The organism is Pseudomonas chlororaphis subsp. aurantiaca, from assembly GCF_013466605.1.
Lineage (GTDB): Bacteria > Pseudomonadota > Gammaproteobacteria > Pseudomonadales > Pseudomonadaceae > Aquipseudomonas > Aquipseudomonas chlororaphis_I.
Window position 1 is genome coordinate 6,744,893 of record NZ_CP059162.1, and the last position, 15,942, is coordinate 6,760,834.

14 protein-coding genes are annotated in these 15,942 nt (G+C 62.8%); 2 read left to right on the forward strand and 12 right to left on the reverse strand.

From position 1 onward, the window contains the following. Positions 1–472: 472 nt before the first annotated feature. The 7 genes from H0I86_RS31000 to H0I86_RS31030 all read right to left on the reverse strand — a co-directional run bounded on the left by H0I86_RS31000 (position 473) and on the right by H0I86_RS31030 (position 10,009). Positions 473–1,429 carry a response regulator gene (locus tag H0I86_RS31000; protein WP_180923289.1) on the reverse strand — a complete coding sequence of 319 codons (957 nt, stop codon included), beginning with the start codon at positions 1,427–1,429 and terminating at the stop codon, positions 473–475. 168 nt (positions 1,430–1,597) lie between these two features. Then, entirely contained in the window at positions 1,598–2,359 is a 762-nt protein-coding gene (phoU, locus tag H0I86_RS31005) for a phosphate signaling complex protein PhoU (protein WP_009041366.1), read from the reverse strand. Between the two features lie 118 nt (positions 2,360–2,477). Then, entirely contained in the window at positions 2,478–3,311 is an 834-nt protein-coding gene (pstB, locus tag H0I86_RS31010) for a phosphate ABC transporter ATP-binding protein PstB (RefSeq protein ID WP_009051604.1), read from the reverse strand. Positions 3,312–3,401: 90 nt separating this feature from the next. Beyond that, the gene (gene pstA, locus H0I86_RS31015; protein ID WP_180923290.1) at positions 3,402–5,072 is read right to left on the reverse strand and encodes a phosphate ABC transporter permease PstA; all 1,671 of its coding nucleotides are present in this window, start codon (positions 5,070–5,072) and stop codon (positions 3,402–3,404) included. A 15-nt stretch (positions 5,073–5,087) separates the two neighbouring features. After that, positions 5,088–7,373 carry an ABC transporter permease family protein gene (locus H0I86_RS31020; RefSeq protein WP_180923291.1) on the reverse strand — a complete coding sequence of 762 codons (2,286 nt, stop codon included), beginning with the start codon at positions 7,371–7,373 and terminating at the stop codon, positions 5,088–5,090. A 156-nt stretch (positions 7,374–7,529) separates the two neighbouring features. Beyond that, a complete protein-coding gene (locus tag H0I86_RS31025; RefSeq protein WP_016703125.1) occupies positions 7,530–8,528 on the reverse strand; it encodes a phosphate ABC transporter substrate-binding protein PstS family protein in 999 nt (332 codons plus the stop codon). Positions 8,529–8,710: 182 nt separating this feature from the next. Continuing rightward, positions 8,711–10,009 (reverse strand): MFS transporter, encoded by a 1,299-nt coding sequence (locus H0I86_RS31030; RefSeq protein ID WP_028683641.1) that lies wholly within the window; start codon positions 10,007–10,009, stop codon positions 8,711–8,713. A gap of 389 nt (positions 10,010–10,398) precedes the next feature. Between H0I86_RS31030 and H0I86_RS31035 the strand changes: the two genes are divergently transcribed. Together H0I86_RS31035 and H0I86_RS31040 are read left to right on the forward strand one after the other, a co-directional pair. Next, positions 10,399–10,803 carry an acyl-CoA thioesterase gene (locus tag H0I86_RS31035; protein WP_003229628.1) on the forward strand — a complete coding sequence of 135 codons (405 nt, stop codon included), beginning with the start codon at positions 10,399–10,401 and terminating at the stop codon, positions 10,801–10,803. A 72-nt stretch (positions 10,804–10,875) separates the two neighbouring features. Further along, complete coding sequence (locus tag H0I86_RS31040) at positions 10,876–11,775, forward strand: D-hexose-6-phosphate mutarotase (RefSeq protein WP_180923292.1); 900 nt, start codon at positions 10,876–10,878, stop codon at positions 11,773–11,775. A gap of 140 nt (positions 11,776–11,915) precedes the next feature. Here the strand turns inward: H0I86_RS31040 and H0I86_RS31045 are convergent, their stop codons facing one another. The 5 genes from H0I86_RS31045 to H0I86_RS31065 form a co-directional block, all read right to left on the reverse strand. Beyond that, positions 11,916–12,452 (reverse strand): DUF3299 domain-containing protein, encoded by a 537-nt coding sequence (locus H0I86_RS31045; RefSeq protein ID WP_023967784.1) that lies wholly within the window; start codon positions 12,450–12,452, stop codon positions 11,916–11,918. Positions 12,453–12,538: 86 nt separating this feature from the next. Continuing rightward, the gene (locus H0I86_RS31050) at positions 12,539–12,784 is read right to left on the reverse strand and encodes a GlsB/YeaQ/YmgE family stress response membrane protein (protein ID WP_007928514.1); all 246 of its coding nucleotides are present in this window, start codon (positions 12,782–12,784) and stop codon (positions 12,539–12,541) included. 107 nt (positions 12,785–12,891) lie between these two features. Beyond that, complete coding sequence (locus tag H0I86_RS31055; RefSeq protein ID WP_180923293.1) at positions 12,892–13,974, reverse strand: 5-(carboxyamino)imidazole ribonucleotide synthase; 1,083 nt, start codon at positions 13,972–13,974, stop codon at positions 12,892–12,894. Between the two features lie 11 nt (positions 13,975–13,985). Further along, positions 13,986–14,477, reverse strand: coding sequence for a 5-(carboxyamino)imidazole ribonucleotide mutase (gene purE / locus H0I86_RS31060; protein WP_020298262.1), 492 nt, complete (start codon positions 14,475–14,477; stop codon positions 13,986–13,988). Between the two features lie 539 nt (positions 14,478–15,016). Continuing rightward, positions 15,017–15,934 (reverse strand): LysR substrate-binding domain-containing protein, encoded by a 918-nt coding sequence (locus H0I86_RS31065; RefSeq protein ID WP_180923294.1) that lies wholly within the window; start codon positions 15,932–15,934, stop codon positions 15,017–15,019. Between the last annotated feature and the right edge of the window lie 8 nt (positions 15,935–15,942).

Here is a 15,942-nt window from a genome sequence, read left to right on the forward strand (position 1 = left end):
AAGCCGGAAGCACAGACCACAACCTATATCAGTACAGATATAAATCAACCTGAAAAACCGAGAATCGGACACACGGCATCAAACCACCGTCTCTCCCCCAACGCCTTGCACTGCGTGGCCTGCAAGACATCACAGCCATCATCCAGCAACGGATACAACGGCTGAGCGACACGCCCCAGGTCCACCTCGGGTCCACCTCGTCAGCGTGCAAAAGCGTGGTACAGGAAAGTGTTTGCAGCAGGTTTCACGCCGCATTCAAACGCAGACTGGCGCTGGAGTGGGGCGGCACTCCGACGAAACGGGTGCTGGGGTTTGAGATTGCTGAAGGCCTTCGGCCTTATCGCAGCCTGCGGCAGCGGCTACAGGGGTCGGGCCAGCGGTCCGGAGAATGCAGCGTCAGAACGGACGCTATCGCGGGCAAGCCTCGCTCCTACAGAGGCGTGGTTGCCCGCGAAACAGGGGCGGGAACCCGTCAGGCGCCGGGGACGAAGTGTTTCTGCGCCGTGCCGCGGGCGATCAGGCGGGAGATGTAGTCGAGCTTCTGCGCATCCTGGTCGACGAAGCGGAAAGTCAGCTGCAGCCACTCGCTGTCCGGCTTCGGCTCATAGGCCACCACCGCATGCAGATAGCCATTCAGGCGTGCCACTTCGGCATTGTCACCCTGTTCCAGGTCCAGCACGGCACTGTCCAGTACCTGCGGCAGCGTATCGGTGCGCTTCACCACCAACAGCGCCTCCTTGATGCTCAGCGCCTTGATCACGCACTGCTGGGTACCGCTGGGCAGGCGCAACTGGCCCTGCCCGCGACCACCAGCGGACGCAGCGGCGGCGGGAGCCGGCGCCTTGACCGGCGGGCTGTTGAGCAGGCCACGGGACGGCGCAGCAGCGGGAGCAGAGACGACAGCAGGCTTGGCAAACGGATTGACCGCCGCAGCCGCCGGCGCGGCGCCGATGACTTCGGCCTTGCCACCGGTCAGGGCACTCAGGGAGTCGTTGCCGAACGCCGAGTTCATCTTGGTCGGCGCGCTGTTCATCAGGGTGTCGAGCTTGCCGACCTTGTTCAGCGCCTGTTTGACCTTGGTCAGCAGCTGTTCGTTGGTGAACGGCTTGCTGACGTAGCCGGAGACGCCGGCCTGGATCGCCTGCACCACGTTCTCCTTGTCGCCGCGACTGGTGACCATGATGAACGGCATGGCCTTCATCGCCTCCTGGCCGCGGCACCAGGTCAGCAGCTCCAGGCCGGACATTTCCGGCATTTCCCAGTCGCACAGGACCAGGTCGAAGGCTTCACGGGCCAGCAGGGCCTGGGCTTTACGGCCGTTGATGGCGTCCTCGATCTTGATGCCAGGGAAGTAGTTGCGCAGACACTTCTTCACCAGGTCACGAATGAACGAAGCGTCATCCACCACCAACACACTTACCTTACTCATCGACCACCCCTTTAAAAATCCCGGCTAGCATAACGCTTTACTGATGGCACTTTGCCAAAACTCTTCAGTCACGCCAGGACTTTTCGTTCGCGGGCGCTGCTTTTCAAGTTCGATCCCCATAAACGAAAACGCCCGGCCAAAAGGGCCGGGCGCTTCTCTCGGGCAACCTTACTTATCGTCAGCTTCACCCGGAACATTAGCGGTTTCGGCACTTGTGCCTTCAACTTCTTCCTTCATCCGCTTGAGCCCCAGATGGCGCACATCGGTGCCGCGCACCAGGTAAATCACCAGCTCCGAGATGTTGCGCGCGTGGTCGCCAATCCGCTCCAGGGAGCGCAGCACCCAGATGATGCTCAGAACGCGCGAAATCGAGCGCGGATCTTCCATCATGTAGGTGGCCAGCTCGCGCAGCGCGGTCTTGTACTCGCGGTCGATGATCTTGTCGTACTGGGCCACCGACAGCGCCAGGTCGGCGTCGAAGCGGGCAAAGGCGTCCAGCGCATCGCGCACCATGTTGCGCACCTGGTCGCCGATATGCCGCACTTCCACGTAGCCGCGCGGGGCCTCGCCTTCTTCGCACAACTGGATGGCGCGCCGGGCGATCTTGGTCGATTCGTCGCCGATGCGCTCCAGGTCGATCACCGACTTGGAGATGCTGATGATCAGGCGCAGGTCGGAAGCCGCCGGCTGGCGACGGGCGAGAATGCGCAGGCATTCTTCGTCGATGTTGCGTTCCATCTGGTTGATCTGGTCGTCGATCTCGCGCACCTGCTGGGCGAGCCCCGAGTCGGCTTCGATCAGCGCGGTGACGGCGTCGTTGACTTGTTTCTCGACCAGCCCGCCCATCGCCAGGAGGTGGCTGCGCACCTCCTCGAGTTCGGCGTTGAACTGCTGGGAGATGTGGTGAGTAAGGCCTTCCTTCGAAATCATCTTGTTCACTCCGCGAAAGTTGCAAGCTTCAAGCTGCAAGCTTCAAGCAGTTAAATGTTGATCCGGTACCGCACCATTTCTGCCTTGCCGCTTGAGTCTTGCGGCTTGCAGCTGCTTCCTAGCCGTAACGACCGGTGATGTAGTCTTCGGTCTGCTTCTTCGCCGGATTGGTGAACAGCGTGTCGGTGTCGCCGAACTCCACCAGTTTGCCCATGTACATGAACGCCGTGTAGTCGGAGACGCGCGCGGCCTGTTGCATGTTGTGGGTCACGATCACGATGGTGAACTTCGATTTCAGTTCGTAGATCAGTTCTTCGACCTTCAGGGTGGAAATCGGGTCGAGTGCCGAGCAGGGTTCGTCGAGCAGCAGCACTTCCGGTTCCACGGCGATGGTACGGGCGATCACCAGACGCTGCTGCTGACCACCGGACAGGCCGAGCGCCGAATCGTGCAGGCGGTCCTTGACCTCGTCCCACAGCGCCGCGCCCTTGAGGGCCCACTCGACGGCCTCGTCGAGGATGCGCTTCTTGTTGATGCCCTGGATGCGCAGGCCGTAGACCACGTTCTCGTAGATGGTCTTCGGGAACGGGTTGGGCTTCTGGAACACCATGCCCACACGGCGGCGCAGCTCGGCGACATCTTCGCCCTTGCGGTAGATGTTGTTGCCGTAGAGGTTGATCTCGCCTTCTACGCGGCAGCCGTCCACCAGGTCGTTCATCCGGTTGAAGGTACGCAGCAGGGTCGACTTGCCGCAGCCGGACGGACCGATGAAGGCGGTCACGCGCTGCTTCGGAATGTTCATGCTGACGTCGAACAGCGCCTGCTTCTCACCGTAGAACAGGCTCAGGCCCGGGACTTCGATGGCCACGGTTTCCTGCTCCAGGCTCAGGCTCTGCTTGTCGCGGCCCAGGGCCGACATGTTGATGCCGTGGGTATGTGCTTCTTGCTGCATGGGTAACTCCCTACGCTAACAAATTCGTTTCAGTGAGCCGCTGGCCGCGTCGATCGGGCCAGCGGTACGCCGTACAGGGGACGGCGGTAATCAGCTATCCAGTGCCTTGTATTTCTCGCGCAGGTGGTTGCGAATCCACACTGCCGACAGGTTGAGCGTCGCGATCACCAGCACCAGCAGCAGCGCCGTGGCGTACACCAGCGGTCGCGCGGCCTCGACGTTCGGGCTCTGGAAGCCGACGTCGTAGATGTGGAAGCCCAGGTGCATGATCTTCTGGTCCAGGTGCAGGTACGGGTAGTTGCCGTCCACCGGCAGCGACGGTGCCAGTTTCACCACACCCACCAGCATCAGCGGCGCCACTTCACCGGCGGCACGGGCCACGGCGAGGATCATGCCGGTCATCATCGCCGGGCTGGCCATCGGCAGCACGATCTTCCACAGGGTTTCCGCCTTGGTCGCGCCAAGGGCCAGGGAACCTTCACGCACGGTGCGGGGAATCCGCGCCAGGCCTTCCTCGGTGGCCACGATCACCACCGGCACCGCCAGCAGCGCCAGGGTCAGGGAGGCCCAGAGCAGGCCCGGAGTACCGAAGGTCGGCGCCGGCAAGGCTTCCGGGAAGAACAAGCGGTCGAGGGAGCCGCCCAGCACATAGACGAAGAAGCCCAGGCCGAACACGCCGTAGACGATGGCCGGAACGCCCGCCAGGTTGTTCACCGCGATGCGGATCACCCGGGTCAGGGTGTTCTGCCTGGCGTATTCACGCAGGTACACCGCGGCCAATACGCCGAACGGGGTCACGATCATCGCCATGATCAGGGTCATCATCACCGTACCGAAGATCGCCGGGAAGATGCCGCCTTCGGTGTTGGCTTCACGCGGGTCGTCGCTGAGGAATTCCCAGACCTTGCTGAAGTAGAAACCCATTTTGGTCAGGGTGCCCATACCGTTCGGCTGATAGGCATGCACCACCTTGCCCAGGCTGATTTCCACTTCCTTGCCGTTGGCATCGCGGGCGGTGAGGCTGTCGCGATTGAACTGCGCGTGCAGGTCGCTCAGGCGGGCCTCGACGTCCTGGTAACGGGCATTCAGCTCGGCGCGCTCGCTTTCCATGTCGGCCTGGGCGGCGGCATCGAGCTTGCCGTCCAGTTCCAGCTTGCGACCGTGCAGGCGGATACGCTCGAGGCCGGCGTTGATCGCGCCGATGTCGACTTTCTCCAGGGTCTTGAGCTGGGCAGCCAGCTTGTTCACTCGCTCGATCCGCGCCTGCAGTTCCGGCCAGGCCCCTTCGCCTTCGGCGATGACCTTGCCATCCTGCTTGACGTTGACCAGGTAGCCGTAGAAGTTGCCCCACTCGCGCCGCTCGATGGCCATCAGCTCCGGCGGCGTGGTCTGGTTGGTCAGCCAGTCGCCGACGATCCAGGTGAAGTCGTTGCCGTTCAGGTCACGGTTGCCGACCTTGATCAGCTCGCGGGTCATGAACTCGGGGCCTTCGTCCGGCACCGGCAGGCCGGCGCTCTTCAGGCGTGCCCGCGGCACTTCTTCTTTCTGTACCACTTCGCCGATGACCAGGTGGTTGGCCTGGCCCGGTACGTCGTAGTGGGCATGCACCAGGTCCGCCGGCCAGAAGTGGCCCAGGCCGCGCACGGCGATCACCGCCAGCAGGCCGATGGTCATGATGACCGCGATGGACACCGCGCCACCGCTGATCCAGACGCCCGGGGCGCCGCTCTTGAACCAGTCTTTTAGGGAGTTCTGTTTCACAGACTTCTACCTTTCTTAAAGCGACGAGTATTTCTTGCGCAGACGCTGACGGATCAGCTCGGCGAGGGTGTTCATGACGAAGGTGAACATCAGCAGCACCAGCGCCGAGAGGAACAGCACGCGGTAGTGGCTGCCGCCGACTTCCGACTCCGGCATTTCCACCGCGACGTTGGCCGCCAGGGTGCGCAGGCCTTCGAACAGGTTCATTTCCATGACCGGGGTGTTACCGGTGGCCATCAGCACGATCATGGTTTCGCCGACCGCGCGGCCCATGCCGATCATCAGCGCCGAGAAGATGCCCGGGCTGGCGGTGAGGATCACCACGCGGGTCATGGTCTGCCACGGGGTCGCGCCCAGGGCCAGGGAGCCCAGGGTCAGGCCGCGTGGAACGCTGAACACGGCGTCTTCGGCGATCGAGTAGATGTTCGGGATTACCGCGAAGCCCATGGCCAGGCCGACCACCAGGGCGTTGCGCTGGTCGTAGGTAATGCCCAGGTCGTGGGAGATCCACATGCGCATGTCGCCGCCGAAGAACCAGTTCTCCATGAACGGGCTCATGTACAGCGAGAACCAGCCCACCAGGATGATCACCGGGATCAGGATCGCGCTTTCCCAGCCGTCCGGCACCTTGAGGCGTACCGACTCGGGCAGGCGGCTGAAGATGAAACCGGCCACCAGGATGCCGATCGGCAGCAACATCAGCAGGCTGAAGATGCCCGGCAGATGGCCTTCGACATAAGGCGCGAGGAACAGGCCGGCGAAGAAGCCGAGGATCACCGTCGGCATCGCCTCCATCAGTTCGATCACAGGCTTGACCTTGCGGCGCATGCCCGGCGCCATGAAGTAAGCGGTGTAGATCGCCGCGGCAACCGCCAGCGGCGCCGCCAGCAGCATCGCGTAGAACGCTGCCTTCAACGTACCGAAGGTCAGGGGCGAGAGGCTCAGCTTGGGTTCGAAGTCGGTGTTGGCCGCGGTCGATTGCCAGACGTATTTAGGCTCGTCGTAGTTCTCGTACCAGACCTTGCTCCACAGCGCGCTCCAGGACACTTCCGGGTGCGGGTTGTCGAGCACCAGCGGTTGCAGCTTGCCGCCGGCTTCGACGATCACCCGGTTGGCCCGTGGCGACAGGCCGAACAGGCCTTCGCCCTCGACCACCTGGTCCACCAGCAGGGTGCGGTGCGCGGTGCTGTGGAACACGCCGAGCTTGCCTGCGGCGTCCAGCGCGACGAAGCCTTTGCGGCGCTCTTCGGCGGTGATCTCGATGATCGGCGTGGTGCCCATCTGGAAGGTGCGGATCTGCTTCAGGCGCAGTTCGCCGTCCGGGTCGCGGGCCATGAACCACTGGGCCAGGCCGCCCTTGGAGGTACCGATGATCAGCGAGATGCCGCCCACCAGCTGGGTGCTGGCCGTCACTTCGCTGTCGGCGTCTTCCAGCAGCTTGTAGCGACCGTTGAGGCTCTTGTCGCGCAGGCTGAACACGTCGGCCTGGGCACGCCCGTTGATCACGTACAGCCACTGCTGGCGCGGGTCGATGTACATGGCCTTGACCGGTTCGGTCATCTGCGGCAGCTCGATGCGGTTCTGCTCGCTGGTGACCTCGCCGGTCATCATGTTTTCTTCGCGGGTCAGCTGCAGCACGTGCAATTGCGCGCCGCTGGAACCGGCCACCACCAGCGCCGAATCGGTGGCGTTGAGGTTGACGTGCTCCAGGGCGCCGCCCTGCTCGTTCAGCACGATCGGGGTTTCGCCGTAGGGGTATTCGATGGCCGGCGAGATGGTTTTCTTGCCTTCCGGGTAGCTGACCTTATAGGTGTGGCGGAACACCAGCGCCTGGCCGTTGGACAGGCCAACCACCACCAGCGGGCTGCCCGGCTGATCCTTGCCGATGGCGGTCACGGTAGCGCCAGCCGGAATCGGCAGGTCGACGCGGCGCAGCTCGGCGCCGTTGTCGATGTCGAAGAACAGCGCCTGGCCCTTGTCGGAAACCCGCATGCCGACCTGGTTCTGCTCTTCCAGGGAGAACATCAGCGGCTTGCCGGCGTCCTGCATCCAGGCCGGGGTCAGCGGGTCCTTGGCGGTCAGGTCGGCGCCCTGGAACAGGGGCAGCACGACATAGGCGAGGAAGAAGAAGATCAAGGTGATCGCGGCCAGCACGGCCAGACCGCCAACGAGGACGTACCAGCGGGTCAGGCGATCTTTCAGCGCGCGGATGCGGCGCTTGCGTTGCAGCTCAGGCGTATTGAAGTCAATGCGCTTGGGGGGAGAAGTCGGAGTCATGGTGGAGTTGGCCAGATCATTCATGCGCACACCCTAGCGATCCTGTATGACAGAAAGATGACAATGCAGTGACGCAACAAATCCGCCGCGTAGCAGAGCTGGCAGCGGATCGAAAATGGGGGGTGTAGGAGCGAGCCCGCTCGCTCCTACAAGGTCCGGGACAGGCCCGGACCTAGGGTGTTACTTTTTTACGACAGCAGAGCCTTCCTGCAGGCCCAGGTCAGCCAGTGCCTTGGCGGCGACTTTGGCTGGCAGTGGGATGTAACCGTCTTTCACCACGACTTCCTGGCCCTGTTTCGACAGAACCAGTTTCACGAACTCGGCTTCCAGCGGGGCCAGAGGCTTGTTCGGGGCCTTGTTGATGTACACGTACAGGAAGCGGGACAGCGGGTACTTGCCGTTCAGGGCGTTTTCTTCGGTGTCTTCGATGAAGTCGCTGCTGCCTTTCTTGGCCAGGGCCACGGTCTTCACGCTAGCGGTCTTGTAGCCGATGCCCGAGTAGCCGATGCCGTTCAGCGAGGAGCTGATGGACTGGACCACCGAAGCCGAACCTGGCTGTTCGTTGACGTTAGGCTTGTAGTCGCCTTTGCACAGGGCTTCTTCCTTGAAGTAGCCGTAGGTGCCGGATACCGAGTTACGGCCGAACAGCTGGACCGGCTTGTTGGCCAGGTCGCCGGTCACGCCCAGGTCGCCCCAGGTCTTGACGTCGGCCTTGGCGCCGCACAGGCGGGTCGACGAGAAGATCGCATCAACCTGTTCCATGGTCAGGTGCTGGATCGGGTTGTCCTTGTGCACGAACACGGCCAGGGCGTCCACGGCAACCGGGATGGCGGTTGGCTTATAGCCGTACTTCTGTTCGAAGGCCGCCAGTTCGGTGTCCTTCATCTTGCGGCTCATCGGGCCCAGGTTGGAGGTGCCTTCGGTCAGCGCAGGTGGCGCGGTGGCGGAGCCAGCGGCCTGAATCTGGATGTTTACGTTCGGGTATTCTTTCTTGTAGTGCTCGGCCCACAGGGTCATGAGGTTGGCCAGGGTATCGGAGCCGACGCTGGACAGGTTGCCCGACACACCAGTGGTCTTGGTGTAGCTCGGGATAGCAGGGTCAACAGCGGCAACCGCGTGGGCAGTCGCAACGCCAGCAGCGACAAAAGTCATTGCCGCCATCAAACGCTTCAGTTTCATGCCTTACTCCTAGCAGATAGGGTGTGTTAAGTCGGGCCAAGTATCTGTAGGCCGTGTGAACACTCTATGGCTGAAATATGACAATTAGATGAAAGGCCAGCATTCGCGATGGAAGGCTGGCCTTTCTTTAATAGAGCACTTTGTAGCCGCTGCCGAAGGCTGCGGCTACAGGATGGCCGGGATCAGCGATCCTTTTTCCACAGGTACAGGCCGACCAGGATCCCGATGCTGCAAATAATTGCAACATAATAGGCCGGGCCCATCGGGCTCTCCTTGAGCAGCGCGGTCACCACCATCGGCGTCAGGCCACCGAAGATCGCGTAGGCCAGGTTGTAGGAGAACGACAGGCCACTGAAGCGCACCACCGCCGGGAACGCCTTGACCATCACATAAGGTACCGCGCCGATGGTGCCCACCAGCAGGCCGGTCAGTGCGTACAGCGGGAACAGCCAGTCCGGGTGATCCAGCAGGCTGTGGTAGAAGGTCCAGGAAGTCGCCAGCAGCAGCGCGCTGCCGAACACGAACACCCGGCCGGCGCCAAAACGGTCGGCCAGCGCACCGGACGCCACGCATCCCAGGCTGAGGAACACGATCGCCAGACTGTTGGCCTGCAACGCGGTGGTCGGGCTGAAGTGATAGACCGTCTGCAGCACGGTCGGGGTCATCAGGATCACCACAATGATCCCGGCGGACAGCAGCCAGGTCAGCAGCATCGAGAGAATGATCGCGCTGCGGTGGTCGCGCAGCACCGCGCGCAGCGGCACCTCTTCGGCCAGGGCCTTGCGCAGTTGCAGCTCGGCGAACACCGGAGTTTCGTGCAGCCAGCGGCGCAGGTACACCGAGAACAGGCCGAACACGCCGCCCAACAGGAAAGGAATCCGCCAGGCGTAATCGGCGACTTCGCCCGGGGTATAAATGCTGTTGATCGCGGTGGCCACCAGCGAGCCCAGGAGGATGCCGGCGGTCAGGCCCGAGGTCAGGGTGCCGCAGGCGTAGCCGATATGCCGCTGCGGTACATGCTCGGAAACGAACACCCAGGCGCCCGGCACTTCACCGCCGATGGCCGCGCCCTGGATCACCCGCATCAGCAGCAAGAGGATCGGCGCCCACATGCCAATCTGCGCGTAAGTCGGCAGCAGGCCCATGATCAGGGTCGGCACCGCCATCATGAAAATGCTCAGGGTGAACATCTTCTTGCGCCCTAGCAGGTCGCCGAAGTGCGCCATGACAATCCCGCCCAGGGGCCGGGCCAGGTAGCCAGCGGCGAAGATGCCGAAGGTCTGCATCAGGCGCAGCCATTCGGGCATGTCCGCGGGGAAGAACAGCTTGCCGACCACCGTGGCGAAAAACACGAAAATGATGAAATCGTAGAACTCCAGCGCACCACCCAAAGCAGACAGCGACAGGGTCTTGTAGTCATTGCGGGTCAACGGACGAGCAGGTTGCGCGGGCTGCGCGACGCTCGAAGGCACAGTGGTCATGGCAAGGGCTTCTCTTATAGTCGGTTCTGGAAGCCGCAACAGAGCTGGTTGTGGCCTGGCAGGTTCGGCACGATAGCAAATTGTTCGAAAAAGCACATAGATGTGCACAATTGACAGTCGAAATCAGATCCGGATGGTCGTCGCGGAGCCTGTCGATCGATATACTCGCAGGCATTGGAGCAAAGCCGCCCCCGGCAAGGGTTGCTGTGCGAAAACGCCGCTGGGCGCCCCAGGCGCCGACTGGGCCAGCCGGTTTCGCAGAGTTTCCCTTTAGTACGCCTTACGAAGAACGTGACGAACGTAGTATGTTCGGGCTGAATCGTTTTTCCTCAAGACGGCTATTCACCTGAAGTACCAATGAAGAGTCACGGGTCAGAGGCACCCCCGGCATGATAGAGCTCGAACAAGAAGATCCGATCCCGCAAGGCGACCTGGCCCTGCAAATCACCGCGCTTCCCCGCGAAACCAACGGCTTTGGCGATATTTTCGGCGGCTGGCTGGTGGCCCAAATGGACCTGGCGGGCACCGCCATGGCCAGTCGCGTGGCCGGCGGGCGTGTCGCCACCGTCGCCATCGACCGCATGGCATTCCTGGTGCCGGTAGCGGTCGGCGCGCAGCTTTCCTTTTATACCCAGACCCTGGAAATCGGTCGCAGCTCGATCCAGATGATGGTCGAGGTCTGGAGCGACGATCCGCTGTCCAGCGAATGGCGCAAGGTCACCGAGGCGGTGTTCGTGTTCGTTGCCATCGACGGCAGCGGCCGCACCCGCTCGGTTCCACCCAGAGCCCGCTGAATTCGGCAAGGGTTAAACCCGGCGGCGGTTACGTGGTCCATAGCAGCCCTGCTTTTGAACGAGAACAGCACCATGCCTACCCCTCACGTTGAAACGGTGAAACTGGATGAACTGAACTGCTGGCGCATCCGCCACGGTCAGGCCGAACTGCTGGTGGCCCAGCAAGGCGCGCACATCCTCAGCTATCAATTGGCCGGGCAACCGCCGCTGATCTGGCTCAACGACGAGGCCGTGTTCAAGACCGGCAAAAGCATACGCGCCGGCGTTCCAGTGTGCTGGCCATGGTTCGGCAATTTCGCGCGCAACCCGCAAAGCGTCCAGGCCATGCGCCAGAGCAGCGAGCCGGCCGGAGCCCACGGCCTGGTCCGCGCCACCGACTGGGAACTGCTGGGTATCGAGGCCGAAGGCGAAAGCCTGCTGGTGGAATTGCAATTGCCGATCCCCGAGGACGGGCTGCCCGGCTGGCCGCATCAGGTCGAGCTGAAGCTGAGCATCCGTCTCGACGACCAACTGCACATCAACCTCACCAGCCACAACCTGGGCGACGACAGCGTCACCATCAGCCAGGCGCTGCACAGCTACTTCGCGGTCAGCGATGTGCGCAAGGTGCATGTCGAAGGGCTGGACGGCCTGAATTACATCGAGACCCTGGATGACTGGAAGACCCGGCAGCAGTCCGGCGACCTGCATTTCACGGGCGAGACCGACCGCATCTACCTCGACCCACCACCACAGCTGAGCATCGTCGACCCGGCCTGGGAGCGACGCATCCAGCTGACCAGCAACGGCTCGCGCTCCGCGGTGATCTGGAACCCGTGGATCGCCCGCGCCGAGCAGTTCAGCGACATGGCCGACGATGGCTGGCAACGCATGCTGTGCATCGAGACCGCCAACGTGATGGATGACGTGGTGACCCTGACACCAGGCGCCAGCCATACCCTGGGTGTGAGCGTTACCAGCGTACCGCTGTAACGCCGGGTTCTTTCTGCTGGAGCAGTCGGGTCGAGGCTCGATTGCTCGCGATGAATGGCCAACATTGATTCAGTGGAACCGCGTAATCATTGACGCCCATCGCGAGCAAGCTTCGCTCCTACAGAAGCAAGTATTCCGTCTTACAGATCCGACTCCTGCACCACCCGCACTTTCTGCGCATCCAGCGCATAGGCCGCGTCGGCCAGGTCGTTGCTGACCGTCTCGATCTTCAGGTGGCCGGTCACCCACAGCGGCGTGTAGATGTCGTCCAGCTTCACGCCCTTGGGGAAACGCACCAGCACCAACTGATTGGGCGGCGGTGGCGGCACATGGATGCAGGCGCCCGGGTAAGGCACGAGGAAGAACAGCGTGCTGCGCCCCTTGGCATCGGACTCCAGCGGCACCGGATAACCACCGATGCGGATGTCCTTGCCGTTCATGGCCGGCACGGTCTTGGTCGAATACATCACCGCCGGCAACCCCTTGCTCTGCTTCAGGCCGCCCTTTTCGGTAAAGGTGCCATTGGCTTCGGGGGAGTTGTGATCGATTTCCGGCATTTGCTCGAGGGCTTTCTGGTCCGACTTGGGCATCAGTTCGAGCCAGTCGGTTTCCGGCAGGTCGCCGGCATGGGCCAGGCCTGAGCCCAGCAGAACAAGAGTCAACAGAAGACGGCGCATGGAGGAGCTCGGCAAGAAAGGGACAAGACAACGCCGGGCATTCTAGCCCTCTCTACCTGCGCAGCAGAGAGGGCTTTGTCGCTAAATCAGTTCTTTTTGACCAGGCCGTAGATCACCAGCAGCACGACCGCGCCAACCAGCGCGCCGATGAAGCCCGCGCCCTGGCCCGCCTGGTAGATGCCCAGGGCCTGGCCGCCGTAGGTGGCCGCCAGCGAACCGCCGATACCGAGCAGGATGGTCATGATCCAGCCCATGCTGTCATCGCCCGGTTTCAGGAAGCGAGCCAGCAGGCCAACGATCAAGCCGATAAAGATGGTTCCAATAATTCCCATGGCATTTCCCTCTGTATGAGTTAGGTATGCCAAAACCTAGTTAGCGCCTTGGCATCCTGCCATCAGAGAACGGCGGCCCCGATTGGTTCCACCGCAGCCCCAGGAAGTTATTCGGCGATCAGCGCTTCGACCTTGAGGATCTGCGCCTCGAGGGTCGCCTTGTCCTTGCAGCGCAGGTTGGCATGACCGACCTTGCGCCCGACCTTGAAGGCCTTGCCGTAGTGATGCAGGTGGCAATCGTCGATGGCGATGACTTCCTCCACCGCCGGCACTTCGCCGATGAAGTTGATCATCGCGCTCTCGCCGACCTTGGCGGTCGAACCCAGCGGCAGGCCGGCGACGGCCCGCAGGTGATTTTCGAACTGGCTGCACTCGGCGCCTTCGGTGGTCCAGTGCCCGGAGTTGTGCACCCGTGGCGCGATCTCGTTGGCCTTGAGGCCACCGTCGACTTCAAAGAACTCGAATGCCATCACACCGACGTAGTCCAGGTGCTTGAGCACGCGGCTGGAGTAGTCTTCGGCCAGGTCCTGCAGCGGGTGATCGCTGCTGGCCACGGACAGCTTGAGGATGCCGCTGTGGTGAGTGTTGTGCACCAGCGGGTAGAAGCGGGTTTCGCCATCGCGGGCGCGCACGGCGATCAGCGAGACTTCGCCGGTGAACGGCACGAAGCCCTCCAGCAGGCAGGCCACGCTGCCCAGCTCGGCGAAGGTGCCGACCACATCTTCAGGGGTGCGCAGGACTTTCTGGCCCTTGCCGTCGTAACCCAGGGTGCGGGTTTTCAGCACGGCCGGCAGGCCGATGCTGGCCACGGCGGCCTCCAGGTCGGCTTGCGACTGGATGTCGGCGAACGCCGGGGTGGGAATCCCCAGGTCCTTGAACATGCTCTTCTCGAACCAGCGATCGCGGGCGATGCGCAGGGCTTCGGCGCTCGGGTAGACCGGGACGAACTGCGATAGGAAGGCCACGGTTTCCGCCGGCACGCTTTCGAACTCGAAGGTCACCAGGTCCACTTCGTCAGCCAGCTGGCGCAGGTGATCCTGATCGCCGTAATCGGCTCGCAGGTGTTCGCCCAGGGCAGCGGCACAGGCATCTGGCGCCGGGTCGAGGAAAGCGAAGTTCATCCCCAGCGGAGTGCCCGCCAGAGCCAACATGCGACCCAGCTGGCCGCCACCGATTACACCGATCTTCATCGTCAAAAACCTCAGGCGACGCGTGGGTCTGGATTGTCCAGGACGCTGTCTGTCTGCTCAGCGCGGAATTTTTTCAGCACGGTATGAAATTGCGGATGCTTGGCGCCGAGGATGCTCGCCGACAGCAGCGCGGCGTTGATCGCGCCGGCCTTGCCGATGGCCAGGGTGGCGACCGGAATGCCCGCGGGCATCTGCACGATGGAGAGCAGCGAGTCCACGCCCGAGAGCATCGACGACTGCACCGGAACGCCCAGCACCGGCAGGTGGGTCTTGGCCGCACACATGCCTGGCAGGTGGGCCGCGCCACCGGCACCGGCGATGATCACCTCGATGCCACGCGCTTCGGCCTCTTCGGCGTACTGGAACAGCAGGTCCGGGGTGCGGTGGGCAGAGACCACTTTCACCTCGTAAGGGATGCCGAGCTTTTCCAGCATATCGGCGGTGTGGCTAAGGGTGGACCAATCGGACTTGGAGCCCATGATCACGCCAACCAGTGCACTCATCGTCGTGCCTCTTCTCTCTGGGCGCCCGCGGGCGCGTCAAAAAACAACAAGCCACGCAGTATGCGTGGCTTGTTGTACGAATTAGTTTCGGTCCAGAACTGCCTACGCTCGATCAGGCTGCACGCTGGGCGCCTGCGGCGCTACGCAGAAACAAACTCGGATGCTCATTGACTGACGTCAACTCCGCTTCCTCGCTTGTTCTTGCCTTGCCTGATCTTCACTCGGCGAGTTCTGAACTCGAAACGTGACCGGACGAACCGGCCGAAGGCCGCGCAGTATACCGAAAAAGGTGAGTTAAACGCACTTTTGCCGACCATCTGTCATACACCATGTTTCAGGCGCAAAGCGGCGGTTTTATTGACTTTGGGGTCAGTCAGCATGGGCCAGGATCGTTGCCAGATTCCTGTAGCCGCTGCCGCAGGCTGCGATCGACGGCGAAGCCGGCGCAAAGGCGGTATTCCCAATCCTTCAGACAGACCGCGTCGCCAGGTTTTGCGGCCCCTGCGGCGCCGAGCGCAGCCTTCGGCAGCGGCTACAGGTCAGGTGTTGCCTGTACCCTGAGCCGCACCGCCTTCCAGCTTGCGCCACAGCAATCGGACGTTGGCCTTGCGCACCAGGGCGCAGCGGTACAGGCGGATCTCCAGCGGCACATGCCATTGCGCGCCGCCGCAGACCACCAGTTCGCCGCGGGCCAGTTCGGCGCGCACGCTCAAGTGCGGCACCCAGGCAATCCCCAGGCCTTCCAGGGCCATGCTCTTGAGGCTGTCGGCCATGGCCGTTTCATAGACCGTGGTAAAGCGCAGGTTGCGCTGGCGCAGCAGCTGGTTCACCGAACGCCCGAGAAACGCCCCGGCGCTGTACGCCAGCAGCGGCACGCTGGCCTCGCCTTCCAGGTCGAACAACGGCTTGCCGGTGGCATCCGCCGCGCACACCGGCATCATTTCGGTCTGCCCCAGGTGCAGCGAAGGAAAGATTTCCGGGTCCATCTGCATCGCCGAATCCGGGTCGTAGAAAGCCAGCATCAGGTCGCAGCCGCCTTCGCGCAGGGCATGCACGGCGTCGCCGACGTTGGTCGCCACCAGCCGCGTGGCGATGTTCAAGCCTTCGTTACGCAGCTGGGCGATCCAGCGCGGGAAGAAGCCCAGGGCCAGGGAGTGCGCCGCGGCGACCTGCATCACTTCGCCCTGCCCGCCTTCGAGGTGATGCAAGTGCCGCAGCACTTCGCCCAGTTGCTCGACCACCGTGCGCGCGGTCACCAGGAACAGCTGCCCCGCCGCCGTCAGTTCGATCGGCGTGCGCGAGCGGTTGACCAGGGTCAGCCCCAGCGCCGCTTCCAGGCTGCGGATCCGCCGACTGAAGGCCGGCTGGGTCACGAAGCGCCGTTCGGCGGCCTGCGAGAAGCTGCGGGTGGCGGCCAGGGCACTGAAGTCCTCGAGCCATTTGCTTTCCAGATTCATCACGTCCT

Excerpts from the sequence above, each read along its gene's own strand:
- H0I86_RS31000 (WP_180923289.1), bottom strand. The coding sequence starts at position 1,429 with ATGAGTAAGGTAAGTGTGTTGGTGGTGGATGACGCTTCGTTCATTCGT.
- phoU (WP_009041366.1), bottom strand. The coding sequence starts at position 2,359 with ATGATTTCGAAGGAAGGCCTTACTCACCACATCTCCCAGCAGTTCAAC.
- pstB (WP_009051604.1), bottom strand. The coding sequence starts at position 3,311 with ATGCAGCAAGAAGCACATACCCACGGCATCAACATGTCGGCCCTGGGC.
- H0I86_RS31020 (WP_180923291.1), bottom strand. The coding sequence starts at position 7,373 with ATGAATGATCTGGCCAACTCCACCATGACTCCGACTTCTCCCCCCAAG.
- H0I86_RS31025 (WP_016703125.1), bottom strand. The coding sequence starts at position 8,528 with ATGAAACTGAAGCGTTTGATGGCGGCAATGACTTTTGTCGCTGCTGGC.
- H0I86_RS31030 (WP_028683641.1), bottom strand. The coding sequence starts at position 10,009 with ATGACCACTGTGCCTTCGAGCGTCGCGCAGCCCGCGCAACCTGCTCGT.
- H0I86_RS31035 (WP_003229628.1), top strand. The coding sequence starts at position 10,399 with ATGATAGAGCTCGAACAAGAAGATCCGATCCCGCAAGGCGACCTGGCC.
- H0I86_RS31040 (WP_180923292.1), top strand. The coding sequence starts at position 10,876 with ATGCCTACCCCTCACGTTGAAACGGTGAAACTGGATGAACTGAACTGC.
- H0I86_RS31045 (WP_023967784.1), bottom strand. The coding sequence starts at position 12,452 with ATGCGCCGTCTTCTGTTGACTCTTGTTCTGCTGGGCTCAGGCCTGGCC.
- H0I86_RS31050 (WP_007928514.1), bottom strand. The coding sequence starts at position 12,784 with ATGGGAATTATTGGAACCATCTTTATCGGCTTGATCGTTGGCCTGCTG.
- H0I86_RS31055 (WP_180923293.1), bottom strand. The coding sequence starts at position 13,974 with ATGAAGATCGGTGTAATCGGTGGCGGCCAGCTGGGTCGCATGTTGGCT.
- purE (WP_020298262.1), bottom strand. The coding sequence starts at position 14,477 with ATGAGTGCACTGGTTGGCGTGATCATGGGCTCCAAGTCCGATTGGTCC.
- H0I86_RS31065 (WP_180923294.1), bottom strand. The coding sequence starts at position 15,934 with ATGAATCTGGAAAGCAAATGGCTCGAGGACTTCAGTGCCCTGGCCGCC.